Source organism: Pseudomonas sp. PDM13 (genome assembly GCF_025685765.1).
In the GTDB taxonomy this organism is placed as follows: Bacteria; Pseudomonadota; Gammaproteobacteria; order Pseudomonadales; family Pseudomonadaceae; genus Metapseudomonas; species Metapseudomonas solani.
The window spans coordinates 49,853-65,530 of sequence record NZ_JAOTQU010000006.1 but is presented as its reverse complement, the minus strand read 5'-3'; the positions used below and the strand labels follow the sequence as shown (position 1 = coordinate 65,530).

The following is a 15,678-nucleotide window of genomic DNA, read 5'->3' as shown; positions in this document are numbered from 1 at the left end:
CTCATCCCAGCATTCAAGACCCTGTGCCGATTCGATCTGCGACCTCTTTATATAAGGGGGAAGTTAGGGGCCGTCGTAACGGCACGAGCAACTATCCGCAGCTGAACTACCAGTGATATGTGCATCTGTTTTATATATGAAACTTACTCAGTGGGTAGGGTGGCAACGCTTGTTACCGAACGAAGCAGTAACAATCAAAAGCGCTCTATTGGGTTTTTATATTTGTAGGAAGTTTCATTTTGCAATTTCAGCTAGTTCCTTCTTGTTAATCAGAAGTTTTTCTAGCGGTCTGGTTTGATTTTTTATAACTAATTGATTTTGAAGGTTCAATAAGCGAAACGTTCACGGATTTTATTGCGCTTGTTTAGTGGCATGGCTTCTGCAGAGTCTCATAGGAGAAACGATGTTTCTTATATGAAACGGATGTGAGGCCAGAATTAAATGAGAGCCACCGCGTTGAATGTCCGCAGTGTTGAATATTTGCCAGCAACGCCCAAAACCGCAGAGGTCCGTGCCGAGATCGAATTCCGAGGTGTTACCAAGCACTTTCCAGGCAAGGGCAAAGCGGACCCCACTGTCGCCGTGAGTGGCCTGGATCTCAGTCTCAAGCGTGGCGAGGTCGTATCCATCATCGGGCCGTCCGGCTGCGGCAAGAGCACCCTGCTGAACATGGGCTCCGGCCTGTACATGCCCACCGAGGGCGAAGTGTTCGTCGGTGGCGAGCGGGTGACGGGCCCGGTACGGCGTGTCTCCTTCATGTTGCAGAAAGACCTGCTGATGCCCTGGCGCAGCATCCGTCGCAACATCGAACTGGGGCTGGAGATCGAGGGGCGCCCGGCCCGTGAGCGCCGCGCTGCTGCCGAACAGATGCTGCAGAAGTGCCACCTGGACGGTTTCGGTGACCACTACCCGTTCCAGCTGTCAGGGGGCATGCGCCAGCGGGCCGCCCTGGCCCGCACCCTGGTCACCGACCCCCAGGTGCTGTTCCTCGACGAGCCTTTTTCCGCCCTGGACGCCCAGACCAAGATGATCCTCCAGCAGGACCTGGCGCAGATGCTCCACGAGCAGCGCAAGACGGCCCTGCTCATCACCCACGACCTCGTTGAAGCCATTGCGCTGTCCGACCGCATCCTGGTCATGAGCGCCCGCCCGGGCGCCATCATCGAGGAGATCGAGGTGAGCCTGCCCCTGCGGGAAAACCCCCTCGAACGCCGCAAGCTCCCGGAGATCGGCCCCCTGGTCGGGCGCCTGATGACGCTGTTGAAGGTCGGCGAGAGCGCCGAGTTGCACTGAGCCCGTTCCATCTCTTCGAGTGGAGTTGCAGATGTTCAGGAAACTGACCCGTGCCATGTTCTTCTACGCCGCCCTCGGCGCCAGCCTCCTCGTGCAGGCCGCGCCCAGGGAGATCACCTACCTGCTGCCGGCGCCGCCGAACTTACCGGCCTTCGCGCCCTGGATCATCGCCCAGCACAAGGGCTACTACCTCCAGCAGGGCCTCAAGGTCACCTTCGTCGCCGGCAAGGGCGGTGTGGATGTGGCCAAGCAGATCGGTGCCGGCAATGCCCTGTTGGGCGGCGCCATCGGTGATACCCCGATCATCGTCCGCGCCAATGGCGTGCCGGTAAAGGCGGTCGCGATGCTGGGGGGCCGTGGTGTGACCCTGATCGCCACCAACGCCCAGGCGGGCATCGATAGCGTCAAGGACCTGAAGGGCCGGACCCTGACCGTGATGTCCTACTCCGACACCACTTACTACGCGCTGCTGGCTTCCATGCGCAAAGCGGGCCTGGCCAAGTCCGATGTCGAGATCCAGGCGGCCGGTCCGTCCGGTGTCTGGCAGCTGTTCTCCACCGGCCGGTCCCAGGCCATGGCCGGCGTACCGGACTGGGTGGTGAATGCCGAGGAGGCCGGCCTCGCGGTCAAGCTGATGCCGGCTGGCGAAGTCTTCGAGAGCATGGCCCAGGCCATCCTCGCCTCCGACGATGCCATCGAGAAGCAGCCGGACGTGGTCGCCGGGGTGGTCAAGGCCACCCTCATGGGCATGCGCGACATCATCGATGACCCCAGGCGGGCCGCCGCCACCTTCGTCGAGGCGGTGCCCGGCTACCGGGGCAGGGAGGCCAGCCTGGAGAAGGTCCTGCGCCTCTACGTCGAGCATGTCTACGCCAACCAGAAGCCCCTCGGGCGCATCGACCCCCAGCGCATGGACAGCGTGCGCACCTTCTACGTCAGCGAAGGCATCGTCGGCCGTGCAACCCCGTTGGACGCGCTCTACACCAACCGCTTCGTCGAATCCGACGACCCGGCCACCCAGCCCTGAGGTGCCCCGATGAACAGCCTGAACAAACCCATGCTTGGCAGCGTCGTGCTGCTGGCCCTGTTCCTCGCCGCCTGGCAATGGGGCCCCGGCCTGCTCGGCATGCCCGAGTTCGTCTTGCCCCGGCTGAGCCGGGTGATGGAGGAGGGCGTGGCCATGTGGCGTTACGCCGGCCTCCTCGAACACACCGCCATCACCACCCTGGAGATCATCGTCGGCTTCGGCCTGGGTGCCTTGCTCGGGGTGGCGATCGGCGTCTCCCTGGGCCTGTCGCCCACCACCGAGGCGATGCTCTCGCCCTACATCCTGGCGTTGCAGATCGCGCCGAAGGTGGCCTTCGCCCCGCTGTTCGTGATGTGGCTCGGCTACACCGTGTACCCGAAGATCCTCATCGCCGTGCTGATCGTGTTCTTCCCGGTGATGATCAACGTGCTCTCGGCCATCCGCACCGTCGACCCGGACATGATCAACCTGGTCCGCTCCATGAGCGCCAGCCGCTGGCAGATCTTCCGCCTCGTGGAATTCCCCTCTGCCATGGCCCCGCTGTTCTCCGGCCTGCGCATCGCCTCCACCCTGGCGGTCATCGGCGTCACCGTCGGGGAACTGGTGGGGGGCAACAAGGGCCTCGGTTTCCTGCTGGTGGATTCCGAGGGCCAGGGCAACACCGCCGGGGTCTTCGTCGCCATCGTCATGCTCACCCTGATCGGCGTGCTGGCCTATGGCGCGGTGGTCTGGGCCGAGAAGCGAGTGTTGCACTACCTGCCCAAAGCCAACCTGAGCACGGTGTGAACGCCATGAGCCTGAACACCCTGTTGCAAGAGCGTCGCGTACTGATCACCGGCGGTGCCCGCGGCCTGGGCCTGGCCTTCGCCGAGGCAGTGGCTCGCGCCGGTGCCCGGGTGGTGATCGCCGACATCCTCGAGGAGCGCGTGCAGCGTTCGGCCGAGGCGCTGGCGGCCCAGGGGTTCGACGTCCACGGCCTGCCCCTGGACCTGGCCGATCCGCCGGCCATCGAGCGCTGCGTGGCCGCCACCGTGGAGCGCCTGGGTGGCCTCGACGGCCTGGTCAACAACGCCTCCGTCACCAACTCCGGCGGCACGCCCTGCGAGGCGCTGGAGATCGAAACGTTCGACCGCGTGCTGCAGGTGAACGTGCGCGGCACCTGGCTGATGACCCGCGCCTGCCTGCCGGCCCTGCGCCGGAGCGGTTGCGGTGCGGTGGTCAACCTGGCTTCCGACACGCCGCTCTGGGGCGCGCCCAACCTGCTGGCCTACACCGCCAGCAAGGGCGCGGTGATCGCCATGACCCGCAGCCTGGCCCGCGAGCTGGGCGGCGATGGCATCACCGTCAATGCCATCGCTCCCGGGCTGGTGGAGGTGGAGGCCACCCAGTACGTACCCGCCGCCCGCCACCAGCTGTACCGCGACCAGCGCGCCATCCCGCGCGGCCAGGTGCCCGAAGACGTCTGCGGTGCCGTGCTGTTCGCCCTGTCCGACCTTTCCCGCTTCATCACTGGACAAACCCTGCCGGTCAACGGCGGGTTCGTCATGCCCTGATCAGGAGGCATCCATGACCGACCCTACCCCGCGTTCACCCAAATCCTGGGACCGCCCCGAAGGCGCCAGCTTCGAGGAGTGGTGCAGCAGCCGTATCGCCCGCTATGCCACCCGCCAGTACGACTGGGATGCGCTGAAGTTCCAGGCTGATCACGACCCCAAGTTCCGCCGGGCGCAGATGCGCTACATCGGCACCGGCGGCACCGGGGTGGGCCGTGACGCGAACACCATCCCGTCCGAGCACTTCACCTTCTCCACCATGGTGATCCCGGCCGGCCACGAGGGCCCGCCGCACCTGCACATCGATGTCGAGGAAGTCTTCTTCGTCCTGCGCGGCACGCTCAAGGTCGTTCTGGAGAAGGACGGCGAGCGCTTCGAGACCATCCTCACCGACCGCGACGTGATTTCCGTGCCGCCGGGCGTGTACCGCGAAGAGATCAACATCGGCGATGAAGACGCGCTGATGTGCGTGATGCTCGGTGCGAAGAAGCCCATCACCCCGACCTACCCGCCGGAGCACCCTCTGGCGAGCATCAGGCGCTGAGGTCGTGATGGACATGGCGCAGCCACTCATCCCCACGACCCGCTTGCAACAGTGCTTCCCGGAGCGGCTGGTGACCGTCGCCGAGGGGGCACGGGTGGCCATCCGCGAGTGCGGCCAGGGCCCGGTGGTGGTGCTCCTGCATGGCATCGGTTCTGGTGCGGCGTCCTGGCTGCATTGCGCCCAGCGCCTGGCCGGGGACCACCGCGTGATCGCCTGGGATGCCCCCGGCTATGGCCGGTCCACGCCACTGCCCGAGGCACGGCCACGGGCGCTGGATTACGCCAACCGCCTGGATGGGCTGCTGGAGGCCCTGGATATCCAGCGGTGCCTGCTGGTGGGGCACTCCCTCGGAGCCTTGATGGCCACTGCCTATGCGGCCAGCAGCGGCGCCCGGCGCGTGGCCCGGCTGGTGTTGTTCAGCCCGGCCCGTGGCTATGGCGCCGAGCCCCTGCGGGAGGCTGGAAGGCAAGTGCGGCAGCAGCGCCTGGACAGCCTCGAACGGCTCGGCATCGACGGCATGGCCTGCGAGCGCTCCGGCCGCCTGCTGGGGCGCAACCCCAGCGAGGACGCCCAGGCCTGGGTGCGCTGGAACATGGCCCGGCTGAACCCGGAAGGCTATCGCCAGGCGGTGGAGTTGCTCTGCGGTGACGACCTGCTGGGCCAGGGCCTGCCGTCGATGCCCTGCGAGGTGCATTGCGGCGAAGACGACGTCATCACCGCGCCCGAAGCCTGCGGCGTCCTTGCCCGGACACTGGGTGCGCCGTTCTCGCTGATTCCCGGGGCCGGCCATGCCTGCGCCATCGAACAACCCGAGGTGGTCGCAGGACGCATTGGCCACGCGCATCGTCTCATCGTTGAAGGAGCCGCCTGTGGAAAAGCCTGACGACCCGCACGACAGGTACATCGTGCCCGGCCTGGAGCGCGGCCTGCTGCTGCTCTGCGAGTTCAGCCGGAAAAGCCGCATCCTCACCGCCCCCGAGCTGGCCCGGCGCCTGAAACTGCCGCGCTCGACCCTCTTCCGGCTGCTGGCCACGCTGGAGGCCATGGGCTTCGTCAACCGCAACGGCAATGAATACCGTCTCGGCATGGCCGTGCTGCGCCTGGGCTTCGAGTACCTGGCCTCGCTGGAACTCACCGAGCTGGGGCAGCCGCTGCTTAACCGGCTCTGCGACGAAGTCCGCTATCCCTGCAACCTGGTGGTCCGCGATGGCCGCTCCATCGTCTACGTGGCCAAGGTCTCGCCGTCCACGCTGCTCACCAGCACCGTCAACGTGGGCACTCGCCTGCCGGCCCACGCCACGGTGCTCGGCCGCATCCTGCTGCAGGACCTGTCCTTCGACGAGTTGCACGAGCTGTACCCGGAAGAGCGACTGGAGCGCTTCTCGCCGAACACTCCAGGGACCGTGCTGGAGCTGTTCGACCTGGTGCAGGCCGACCGCCTGCGTGGCTTCGTCCAGGGCGAGGGTTTCTTCGAGGCGACCATCTCCACCGTGGCTGCGCCGGTGCGCGACCACAGCGGCCGGGTGATGGCCGCCGTCGGCGCGACCATCCCCTCGGGGCGCATCGACCCCGCTCTTCTCGACGGCCTGGTGAGCAGCGTGCGCCATCACGCCGACGAACTTTCCCACCTGCTCGACCACACCCCGGAGGGCCACGACAAGGTGACCTCCCTCTTCCGGAGCAAGCAGCATGAACGGGTTTGACCTTTCCAGCGCCGTGGCGGTAGTCACCGGCGGCTCGTCCGGTATCGGCCTGGCCACCGTCGAGTTGCTGCTGGAAGCCGGCGCCGCCGTGGCCTTTTGTGGCCGTAACCGTGAGCGCCTGCAGAACGCTGAAAGCGACCTGCGCCAGCGCTTCCCCGAGGCGCGGTTGTTCGTCCGGCCCTGCGATGTGCTCGACGCCGCTCAGGTGGCTGTCTTCGCCGAGGCCAGCCAGCGAGCGCTGGGCCCCGCCAGCATCCTGGTGAACAACGCCGGCCAGGGCCGCGTCTCCACCTTCGCCGACACCACCGACGCCGCCTGGACCGAAGAACTGCACCTCAAGTTCTTCTCCATCATCCACCCGGTGCGCGCCTTCCTGCCGCAGCTGCAGGGCCAGCCGGATGCCGCCATCGTCTGCGTCAACTCGCTGCTGGCGAGCCAGCCCGAGCCGCACATGGTGGCGACCAGCGCCGCTCGCGCCGGGGTCCGGAACCTGGTGCGTTCCATGGCCGCCGAGTTCGCCCCTGCGGGCATCCGGGTCAACGGCATCCTCATCGGCCTGGTGGAGTCCGGGCAGTGGCGTCGCCGCTTCGAGGCCCGCGAGAACCGCGGCCAGGATTGGGCCAACTGGTGCAGCGAGCTGGCGCAACACAAGCAGATCCCCCTCGGGCGCCTGGGCAAGCCGATCGAAGCGGCTCGCGCCATCGTTTTCCTCGCGTCTCCCCTGTCGGCCTACACGACGGGCAGTCACATCGATGTTTCCGGAGGTTTGTCCCGTCATGCGTAATGAAAACCAGATCACCGTCGGCGCCGCCATCGTCGCCTTCCTCGAGCAGTGCGACGTCAAGGCCGCGTTCGGGGTGATTTCCATCCATAACATGCCGATCCTCGATGCCATCGCCGCCCGGGGGAACATCCGCTTCGTCATGGCCCGTGGCGAAGCCGGGGCCGCCAATATGGCCGACGCCTATGCCCGCACCACCGGCAGCTTGGGCGTGTGCCTGACCAGCACCGGCACCGCCGCCGGCAACGCTGCCGGAGCGATGGTCGAGGCCCTCACCGCCGGCACGCCGCTCCTGCACCTCACCGGGCAGATCGAAACACCCTATCTGGACCAGGGCCTGGGCTACATCCATGAGGCGCCGGACCAGTTGACCATGCTCGGGGCCATCTCCAAGAAAGCCTTCCGCGTGCGCAGCGCCGGCACCGCCATCAGCACCATCAAACTGGCCGTGCAGACCGCCCTGGCCGCGCCCGCTGGCCCGGTGAGCGTAGAAATCCCCATCGACATCCAGTCGGCATTGATCGACATGCCGGCGGACCTCTCGCCGCTGTCGGTGCCGGTGGTCGAGCCAGCCGAGCAGGCGCTGGATGAGATGGCCAAGCGCTTTGCCAGGGCCAGGCGCCCGATGCTCTGGCTGGGCGGAGGCGCCCGCCATGCCGGTGCCCAGGTCAGGCGCCTGCTGGACCTGGGTGTGGGCGTGGTCACCAGCACCCAGGGGCGCGGCATCGTCGCGGAGGATGACGAGCGATCCCTCGGCGCCTTCAACCTGAACCCAGCCGTGGAGCAGTTCTACCAAGGCTGCGATGCCATGCTGGTGGTCGGTTCGCGCCTGCGTGGCAACGAAACCCTCAAGTACGAACTCGGGCTGCCCCGCCCGCTCTACCGCGCCGACGCCGATGCCACGGCGGAAGGCCGCGGCTACCCCAGCGACTTCTTCGTCTGTGGCGACGCCGAGCGGGTCCTCAAGGGCCTGGCGGACCGCCTCGACGGTCGCCTGGCGGTGGACCCGGCCTTCGCTGCCGACCTGGCGGCCGCGCGGAACCAGGCCCGCGCCCAGCTGGTGGATGGCCTGGGCCCCTACGCCTCGCTGGTCGAACAGTTGCAGGCCCTGGCCGGCAGCGACTTCAACTGGGTCCGCGATGTCACCGTTTCCAACAGCACCTGGGGCAACCGCCACCTGAAGATCTTCAGCCCGCGCGCTGGCGTCCATGCTCTCGGCGGTGGCATCGGCCAGGGCTTGGCCATGGGCATCGGCGCAGCCGTGGGTGCAGCGGCGACGGCACCGGGGCGCAAGACCTTCGTGCTGGCTGGCGACGGCGGTTTCATCCTCAACCTGGGTGAGCTGGCCACCGCCGTGCAGGAGCGTGCCGACATGGTCGTCGTGCTGATGAACGACCAGGGCTACGGGGTGATCCGCAACATCCAGGATGCCGCCTACGGTGGCCGTCGCTGCTACGTCGACCTGCACACGCCGGACTACGCCCAGCTGTCGGCCTCCCTTGGCCTGCGCCACGCCAGGGTCAGCGACCTGAAGGACTTCAGCCGCGTGCTGGGCGACGCCCTGGCCGAGCCCGGCCCCTTCCTGCTCGAGGTGGACATGCTCGCGGTGGGGCGCTTCAAGACCCTCTTCGCCGGCCCGCCGGTCAACCAAGCCAAGGCCATCAAGGCCGCCGTCTGAGGCAGAAGCCATGTTGCATATCGCCATGATCGGTTGCGGCGCCATCGGCGTCGGTGTCCTGGAACTGCTGGAGAGCGACCCGCAGCTGTGCGTCGATGCGGTAATAGTCCCGCAGGCGTCCCAGGGGCTGGTTCGCCAGCGCCTGGCAGGCCTGCGCAAACCGCCCCGGGTGCTCACCGAACTGCAAGCCGGCGCTCGCCCCGACCTGCTGGTGGAGTGCGCAGGGCACCGGGCCATCGAAGAGCACGTGCTGCCGGCACTGGCCCGGGGCATTCCCTGCCTGGTGGTGTCGGTCGGTGCGCTGTCCGAGCCGGGCCTGGTGGAGCGCCTGGAAGCTGCCGCCGAAGCCGGGCGCACTCGCATCGAACTGCTACCGGGCGCCATCGGCGGCATCGATGCCTTGTCGGCCGCCAAGCTCGGCGGCCTGGAGTCGGTGCGCTACACCGGGCGCAAGCCGGCTCGTGCCTGGCTCGGTACGGCGGGCGAGGAGGTCTGCGACCTGGAGCGCCTGGAGGCAGCACGGGTGATCTTCGAGGGCAGCGCCCGCGAGGCGGCGCGGTTGTACCCGAAAAACGCCAATGTCGCCGCCACCCTGTCTCTGGCCGGTCTTGGCCTCGACCGTACCCAGGTTCGCCTGATCGCCGATCCCGACAGCTGCGAGAACGTGCACCAGGTGGAAGCCAGCGGTGCGTTCGGTGGCTTCGAGCTGACCCTGCGCGGCAAGCCCCTGGCGGCCAACCCCAAGACTTCGGCGCTCACCGTGTTCAGCGTGGTACGCGCGCTGGGCAACCACGCCCATGTGATTTCGATCTAGGACGACGACCGTGATTGACCTCGACCCGATCCAACCCATCTGCATCGCCGGCCACTGGCGCCAGGGCGGTGGCGACCTCTACCACAGCCTCTACCCGGCCACCGGCGAAGCCATCGCCCGGCTCCATGCCGCCAGCCTGGAAGACGTGGAGGCGGCCATCGTCGGCGCCGACCGGGCCTTTTGCGAAAGCGGCTGGGCCCAGCGCAAGCCCCATGAGCGCGCGGCGGTGCTCTACCGCATCGCGGCGCTGATCCGCGAGCGCAGCGAGGCCCTGGCCCAGCTTCAGCGCCTGGACAACGGCAAGCCGATTCGGGAAACACGCAACCTGGTGGCCAGCGCGGCGGCCACCTTCCAGTTCTTCGCTGCTGCCTGCGAAACCCTGGAGGAAACCATCACCCCCTCCCGGGGCGACTTCGTCACCCTGAGCGTCTACGAACCCATGGGCGTGGTGGCCGCCATCACCCCCTGGAACTCGCCCATCGCCTCCGAGGCGCAGAAACTGGCGCCGGCGCTGGCCGCCGGCAACGCGGTGGTGCTCAAGCCGGCGGAGGTCACACCGCTGGCGGCCCTGGCGCTGGCCCGCATCTGCATCGATGCAGGCCTGCCGCCCGGCCTGGTCAGCGTGCTGCCGGGCAAGGGCTCGGTGATCGGCGACGCGCTGACCCGGCATCCGCTGGTCAAGCGCGTGTCCTTCACCGGCGGCACCCGCACCGGCAAGCACATTGCCCGCATCGCTGCCGACAAGATGATGCCGGTGTCCATGGAGCTGGGCGGCAAGTCGCCCACCATGGTCCTGGCCGATGCCGATCTGGACCACGCCGTGGCTGGGGTGCTCTACGGCATCTTCAGCTCCAGCGGCGAGTCCTGCATCGCCGGCTCGCGGCTGTTCGTCGCCCGTGAGCTGTACGCGGACTTCATGGAGCGCCTGACAGCCGGTGCAGCGGCCCTGCGGGTGGGCGACCCGGCGGACGAGCGAACCCAGATGGGCCCGCTGATCACCGCACGCCATCGCGAGTCGGTCGAGCGATACGTGCAACTGGGTCTGGAGGAGGGCGGTCGCCTGCGCACCGGCGGCGCGCGCCTCCAGGGCGCGGCCTTCGAGCGCGGCTATTTCTACCCCCCGACCCTGATCGAGGGCCTGGGCAACGCCGCGCGCCTTTGCCAGGAGGAGGTCTTCGGCCCGGTGCTGGTGGCCATGCCCTTCGACAGCGAGGACGCGTTGATCGAGGACGCCAACGACAGCTGCTACGCCCTGGCCGCCGGCATCTGGACACGCGATTTCCAGCGTGCCTGGAGGCTCGGGCGGGCGGTGCAGGCCGGCACCGTGTGGATCAACACCTACAAGCAGTTCTCCATCTCCACGCCTTTCGGCGGCTGGCGCGACAGTGGCCTGGGCCGCGAGAAGGGTCGCCTGGGAATCCTCCAGTACATGGAGCAGAAGAGCCTCTACTGGGGCCTGAACGAACAGCCGCTGGCCTGGGCCGGCAGCCACTGACGAGGAGAGCGCCATGAGCGTATTGGGTATCGACGAAATCACCTACGGCGTGGAAGACCTGGCCAGCAGCCGGCGCTTCTTCGCCGACTGGGGGCTCGAGGAGGTGTTGGCGAGCCAGGACGAGGTCGTCTTCGAGACCCTCAACGGCTGCCGGGTGGTCCTGGCCCGTCTGGACAAGCCCGGCCTGCCACCCGCCATCGAGGCTGGCTCCACTCTGCGCGAGGTGGTCTGGGGCGTGGCGAGTGCAGACGACCTCAAGCGCTACGCCGAGCGCATCGCTGGCGACCCCGGCTTCGTCGAGGGCGAAGGCCGTATCGGTTGCACCGACCCCAACGGCCTGGCCGTGCGCTTCCAGGTCACCCGCAAAAGGGACATCCAGGTGCAGTGCGGCCAGTCCAATACCTGGCAGTTCAAGGGGCGCATCAACCGGGCCAGCCCCATCTACGAGCGCGCCCAGCCCATCGAAGTCGGGCATGTGGTGTTTTTCGTCAGGGACGTGAACGCCTGTGAGCGCTTCTACAGCGAGCGCTTCGGCTTCGTCTGCTCCGACCGCTATCCCGACCGTGGCGCCTTCATGCGCTGCGCAGAAGAGGGCGGCCACCACGACCTCTTCCTTCTGCAACTGCCCCAGCCCCGAGCCGGCCTGAACCATGTGGCCTTCACCGTGCGTGACATCCATGAGGTCTTCGGTGGCGGCATGCACATCGCTCGCTGTGGGTGGGACACCGAGATCGGCCCGGGGCGACATCCCGTGTCCTCTGCCTACTTCTGGTACTTCCGCAACCCGGCGGGCGCTCTGGTGGAGTACTACGCCGACGAAGACCAGCTCACCGGCGAGTGGCAGGCGCGGGTCTTCGAGCCCGGCCCCAGCGTATTCGCCGAGTGGGCCATCGCCGGTGGCCTCGACGGCCACACTCGCCGACAGAAGAACGCCGAGGCGCCGCAAGGCAGGTTCCTTACCGAGAAGCCGGGCAACAGGACCTGAGCGAGCGCCGTTCGACCCACGACTTTCCCGTTCACCCAGCCGCTCGTGAACGGGTCATCCATGGAGGCCCATGACATGCAAAACCGTTACCTCGAACCGCACCAGGCCCGTACCCGCGAGCCGAACGCCTTCGAAGACCTGCTCGGTGATTCCATCGAGCGTGCCTACGCCGCCGGCCTGCACGACCTGCCTGGCCTGCTGGGCTACCTCAACCAGGCCGGCCCCACCTGCCCTGGCGGCGTCCCCTGGACCGAAGAGACCTATGCCGCCCTGATGGCCCGTCTGGGTGAGTGAATTCCCTCCAAGAGGAAAACGATATGAGTACCGTGGACCCCGTTGAAAACCTCCTGGCCAATGGCCTGAAGAACCTCTGGTTTCCCATTTGCCCGGTCGGCTTCATCGCTGACAGGCCTGTCTCCCTGCGTCGCCTGGGCCACAAGCTGGCGCTCTGGCGTGACACCGACGGCACCCTGCACGCCCTGGAAGACCACTGCCCGCACCGCGGGGCGCCCCTGTCGCGCGGGGTCAACCTGGGTGACCGCCTGCAGTGCCCTTACCACGGGGTGGAAGTGCGCTGTGACGGCGTCGCCACCCGCGTGCCTGGCAGCCCCGGCTGCAAGCTGGAGGGCAGCCAGGCGACACGCTGGTTCCATGTCACCGAGGCGGCGGGTGCGGTCTGGCTCTACAACTCGGCGCAGAACGTCGAACAGGCACCGCCGCTGGTGTTGCCGGAACAACTCACCGACCCGGCCTTCTCCCACTTCCTCTGCTACGCCGAATGGCGGGGCGACTATCGCTACGTGCTGGACAACGTCATGGACCCCATGCACGGCACCTACCTGCACAAGCAGTCCCATTCGATGTCCGAAGGCGCAGGCCAGGCGAAGTTCGTCACCCGCGATACCGACACCGGCTTCATCTTCGAGAAGGAGGGCCAGCGCGGGGTGAACTTCGACTGGACCGAGTGGGCCGACTCCGGTGTGCACTGGATGCGGCTGGAAATCCCCTATCCCAGGACCGGCGGCCCGGGCGGCAACTTCCATATCGTCGGCAGCTACACGCCCATCGGGCACGACCTCGCGGCCGTGTTCCATTGGCGCTGCCGGGCGCTCACCGGCTGGCAGCGCGACACCTGGCGCTTCCTCTACAAGAACCGCCTGGAGGCTCGCCATTGGGCGGTGCTGGAGCAGGACCGGGAAATGCTCGAATTCATGGAGGCCGACGCCAACCAGCGGGAGAACCTCTACCAGCACGACCTGGGCCTGGTACGCCTGCGCCGCCACCTGAAAAGCCTGGCCAGGACCCAGGTTGAGCTGATCGAGGCCAGGCAGCTGTGACCCGGGCCGCGATCCGCGTCGCTGTGGCCACGTCTTGAGGAGATAGCCCATGACACAGCAGAACAGGGTGACGGCCTTCGTCCATACGCTTCGCTACGAGGCGGACGGCATCGTCAGCGTGGAGCTACGGCCCGAGAGCGGCCAGGCGTTCACCCCCTTCACCCCAGGAGCGCACATTGACCTGCACCTGGGCAACGGCCTGGTGCGCAGCTACTCGCTCCTCAACTCGCCGGACGACTGCAGCCGCTATGTGGTCGGTATCCTCCACGACCGCAACAGCCGTGGCGGCTCGGCCTATGTGCACCAGCACCTGCGGGTGGGCATGCCGCTGACCATTTCGCTGCCCCGCAATCACTTCCAGCTGGACGAAGGTGCCGCGCACACGGTGCTGGTAGCGGGCGGCATCGGCGTCACCCCCATCTACTGCATGTTCAACCGCCTGCGCGCCCTCCGGCGCTCGGTGGAGCTGCTCTACTGCGCCCGCTCACGCAAGGAGGCGGCCTTCGTCGCCGAGCTGGCGGCGGTCACCGAGGTGCCGGTGACGCTGCACTTCGATGACGAGCAGGGCGGGCCCGTCGACCTGCGGGCCTTTCTCGGCGAGCGTTCATCCGGCGCCCACTTCTACTGCTGCGGCCCGGCGCCGATGATCGAGGCGTTCGAGAGCCTCTGCGAAAGCCTTGGTCACGACGCCGTCCATGTCGAACGTTTTTCCGCCGTGCCCCAGGCGCTCGAGGCTCCGCGAGGCGGCTATGAGGTGCAGCTGGCGCGTTCGGGCAGGGTCATCGAGGTGCCGAGCGGCAAGTCCCTGCTGGAGGCGCTGCTGGAGTCGGGGGTCGAAGTGGACTGCAGCTGCCGCGAGGGTGTTTGCGGTACCTGCGAGACGGCGGTGCAGGAAGGCGAGCCGGACCATCGCGATGCGGTGCTGACCAAGGCGGAAAAGGCCGCCAACCGGACCATGATGGTCTGTGTATCCGGCGCCCGCAGCGCGCGCCTGGTGCTGGACCTGTAGGCCTGGAAAGGCCGCACAACAACAAAAACGGCAATAAGCGAAGCACCTGGGTTTCCGGCTCGGCGACGGTCATGTCGCCGGGTCGCCCAGGTGGTGGTTTCGGCTTGCTTGAAGCGCGTCTTGGCGCATTCGTAGATGAGGTCGGAATGAACAAGTATCTGCTCCCCCTGTCCCTGAACATCGTCCTGGCGGTCCCGGCCGCTGCCATGCCACTGGCCGAACCGTCCAAGCCTTTCCCCCATGTCAGCCTGCGCAGCGACGATGAGTTGAGCACGCTGGATATCGGCGGGGCGCTGCGGGTGAACTACCGCGACGAACACTGGAAGACCTCCGAGAACAAGGGTCGCCTGCTGTTCGACACTTTCCGCGTCGATGTACAGGCCACCCACGGGGATTTCTTTTCCGACCTGGGCTACTGGTTCCAGGATGATGGCAAGCGATCCATCGATCGCGGCTTCGTCGGCTACAGGTTCAGCGATACCTCCAGCCTGGAACTGGGCGCGCCGCTCAAGCCCTTCGGCCTGGCGCCCTACCCGCAGTTCGGCTGGAGCTTCCACATCCCCTTCTTCCTCGGCTATGGCGTGAGCGCCGGGGCGGGGGCCAAGTACGTCTACCAGGATGACGGCTGGCACATCCAGGCGGGCTATTTCCCGCGCATGTTGCCCAGTGATTTCCGCTATTCGCCGGAAGTGGGGCGCTATGCCGACCTGAACGACAACGCCATTCCGGCCATCCACTCGCGCCAGGACAACGAAAAACGCGACCAGGTGAACCTGCGTGTGGCTCACCACGCCGCAGGCGAGGGGTGGAAGGCCGAGCTGGGAGGCTCGCTCGCCACGGCGCGCCTGCACAACGGCACCACTGGCGACGACGGCGACTACTGGGCCGCCGGCTTGCATGGGGTGTTCAACACCGGCCCCTGGACCGTTACCACCCAGGGGATTCGCTATGCATTCGATGCGCAGAACCCGGTCGGGGTCAGCGACGATGTCATCCTGATGGGGGGCAACGGCCTGACGCCGGCCTACCTCATCGCCGCGCGGGCGTCGGTGCTGGCCCTCAACGTCGCTTATGAGGTACCGACGCCAGGCATGGGGATGCTGAAGAAGCTGCGGTTCTACAACGACTACAGCCGGATGCTCAAGGACAGGCACGAATGGGATGACTCGCAGATGGTCACCGCCGGGGTGCAGTTCATCGCCGTGCCGATCGTGGCGTGGCTGGACTGCACCTGGGGTCGCAATGCCAACCCCTTCGGCGGGGCGGAAAGCGGCAGCGGATTCACCAGCGCCACGTCCTCCCGCAGCAACCAGTGGATTTTCCGTACCAACCTGAACCTGGGTTACTACTTCTGAAGGCTGCCACCAGGGCTACGACAGCCGGTGGGCGAATTGCGGGCAAAAAAATAGGCGCCAACGAGGGCGCCAGGGAGCAATGAACAATGCATAGGTTCTGAGTA

At 67.0% G+C, this 15,678-nt stretch carries 16 protein-coding genes; all 16 read left to right on the top strand.

The window, feature by feature from the left end:
• Positions 1-441 precede the first annotated feature (441 nt).
• The 16 genes from OEJ36_RS08440 to OEJ36_RS08365 all read left to right on the top strand — a co-directional run bounded on the left by OEJ36_RS08440 (position 442) and on the right by OEJ36_RS08365 (position 15,574).
• Positions 442-1,293: an ABC transporter ATP-binding protein gene (locus tag OEJ36_RS08440; protein ID WP_263401114.1), complete on the top strand. Its 852-nt coding sequence runs from the start codon at positions 442-444 to the stop codon at positions 1,291-1,293.
• Positions 1,294-1,324: 31 nt separating this feature from the next.
• Entirely contained in the window at positions 1,325-2,320 is a 996-nt protein-coding gene (locus OEJ36_RS08435; RefSeq protein ID WP_263401113.1) for an ABC transporter substrate-binding protein, read from the top strand.
• A 9-nt stretch (positions 2,321-2,329) separates the two neighbouring features.
• A complete protein-coding gene (locus OEJ36_RS08430) occupies positions 2,330-3,106 on the top strand; it encodes an ABC transporter permease (protein ID WP_263401112.1) in 777 nt (258 codons plus the stop codon).
• Between the two features lie 5 nt (positions 3,107-3,111).
• Positions 3,112-3,873, top strand: coding sequence for an SDR family oxidoreductase (locus OEJ36_RS08425; protein WP_263401111.1), 762 nt, complete (start codon positions 3,112-3,114; stop codon positions 3,871-3,873).
• 13 nt (positions 3,874-3,886) lie between these two features.
• The gene (locus OEJ36_RS08420) at positions 3,887-4,417 is read left to right on the top strand and encodes a cupin domain-containing protein (protein WP_263401110.1); all 531 of its coding nucleotides are present in this window, start codon (positions 3,887-3,889) and stop codon (positions 4,415-4,417) included.
• A 7-nt stretch (positions 4,418-4,424) separates the two neighbouring features.
• A complete protein-coding gene (locus tag OEJ36_RS08415) occupies positions 4,425-5,300 on the top strand; it encodes an alpha/beta fold hydrolase (protein ID WP_263401109.1) in 876 nt (291 codons plus the stop codon).
• Positions 5,287-6,120: an IclR family transcriptional regulator gene (locus tag OEJ36_RS08410; protein ID WP_263401108.1), complete on the top strand. Its 834-nt coding sequence runs from the start codon at positions 5,287-5,289 to the stop codon at positions 6,118-6,120. Before OEJ36_RS08415 ends, OEJ36_RS08410 begins: the two co-directional genes overlap by 14 nt.
• Positions 6,107-6,904: an SDR family oxidoreductase gene (locus tag OEJ36_RS08405; protein ID WP_263401107.1), complete on the top strand. Its 798-nt coding sequence runs from the start codon at positions 6,107-6,109 to the stop codon at positions 6,902-6,904. The genes OEJ36_RS08410 and OEJ36_RS08405 overlap by 14 nt, the downstream gene beginning before the upstream one ends.
• Entirely contained in the window at positions 6,897-8,579 is a 1,683-nt protein-coding gene (locus tag OEJ36_RS08400) for a thiamine pyrophosphate-binding protein (protein WP_263401106.1), read from the top strand. Before OEJ36_RS08405 ends, OEJ36_RS08400 begins: the two co-directional genes overlap by 8 nt.
• A 10-nt stretch (positions 8,580-8,589) precedes the next feature.
• The gene (locus OEJ36_RS08395) at positions 8,590-9,393 is read left to right on the top strand and encodes an aspartate dehydrogenase (protein ID WP_263401105.1); all 804 of its coding nucleotides are present in this window, start codon (positions 8,590-8,592) and stop codon (positions 9,391-9,393) included.
• A 10-nt stretch (positions 9,394-9,403) separates the two neighbouring features.
• On the top strand, positions 9,404-10,888 hold the full coding sequence (locus OEJ36_RS08390) for an aldehyde dehydrogenase (protein ID WP_263401104.1): 1,485 nt from the start codon (positions 9,404-9,406) through the stop codon (positions 10,886-10,888).
• 13 nt (positions 10,889-10,901) lie between these two features.
• The gene (locus tag OEJ36_RS08385) at positions 10,902-11,873 is read left to right on the top strand and encodes a VOC family protein (RefSeq protein WP_263401103.1); all 972 of its coding nucleotides are present in this window, start codon (positions 10,902-10,904) and stop codon (positions 11,871-11,873) included.
• A 75-nt stretch (positions 11,874-11,948) separates the two neighbouring features.
• The gene (locus OEJ36_RS08380) at positions 11,949-12,167 is read left to right on the top strand and encodes a recombinase-like helix-turn-helix domain-containing protein (RefSeq protein WP_263401102.1); all 219 of its coding nucleotides are present in this window, start codon (positions 11,949-11,951) and stop codon (positions 12,165-12,167) included.
• Positions 12,168-12,190: 23 nt separating this feature from the next.
• Positions 12,191-13,210, top strand: a complete 1,020-nt coding sequence (locus OEJ36_RS08375; RefSeq protein WP_263401101.1) for an aromatic ring-hydroxylating oxygenase subunit alpha — start codon at positions 12,191-12,193, stop codon at positions 13,208-13,210.
• Between the two features lie 49 nt (positions 13,211-13,259).
• Entirely contained in the window at positions 13,260-14,219 is a 960-nt protein-coding gene (locus OEJ36_RS08370; RefSeq protein WP_263401100.1) for a PDR/VanB family oxidoreductase, read from the top strand.
• A gap of 146 nt (positions 14,220-14,365) precedes the next feature.
• A complete protein-coding gene (locus OEJ36_RS08365; protein WP_263401099.1) occupies positions 14,366-15,574 on the top strand; it encodes a hypothetical protein in 1,209 nt (402 codons plus the stop codon).
• The last annotated feature ends 104 nt before the right edge of the window (positions 15,575-15,678 follow it).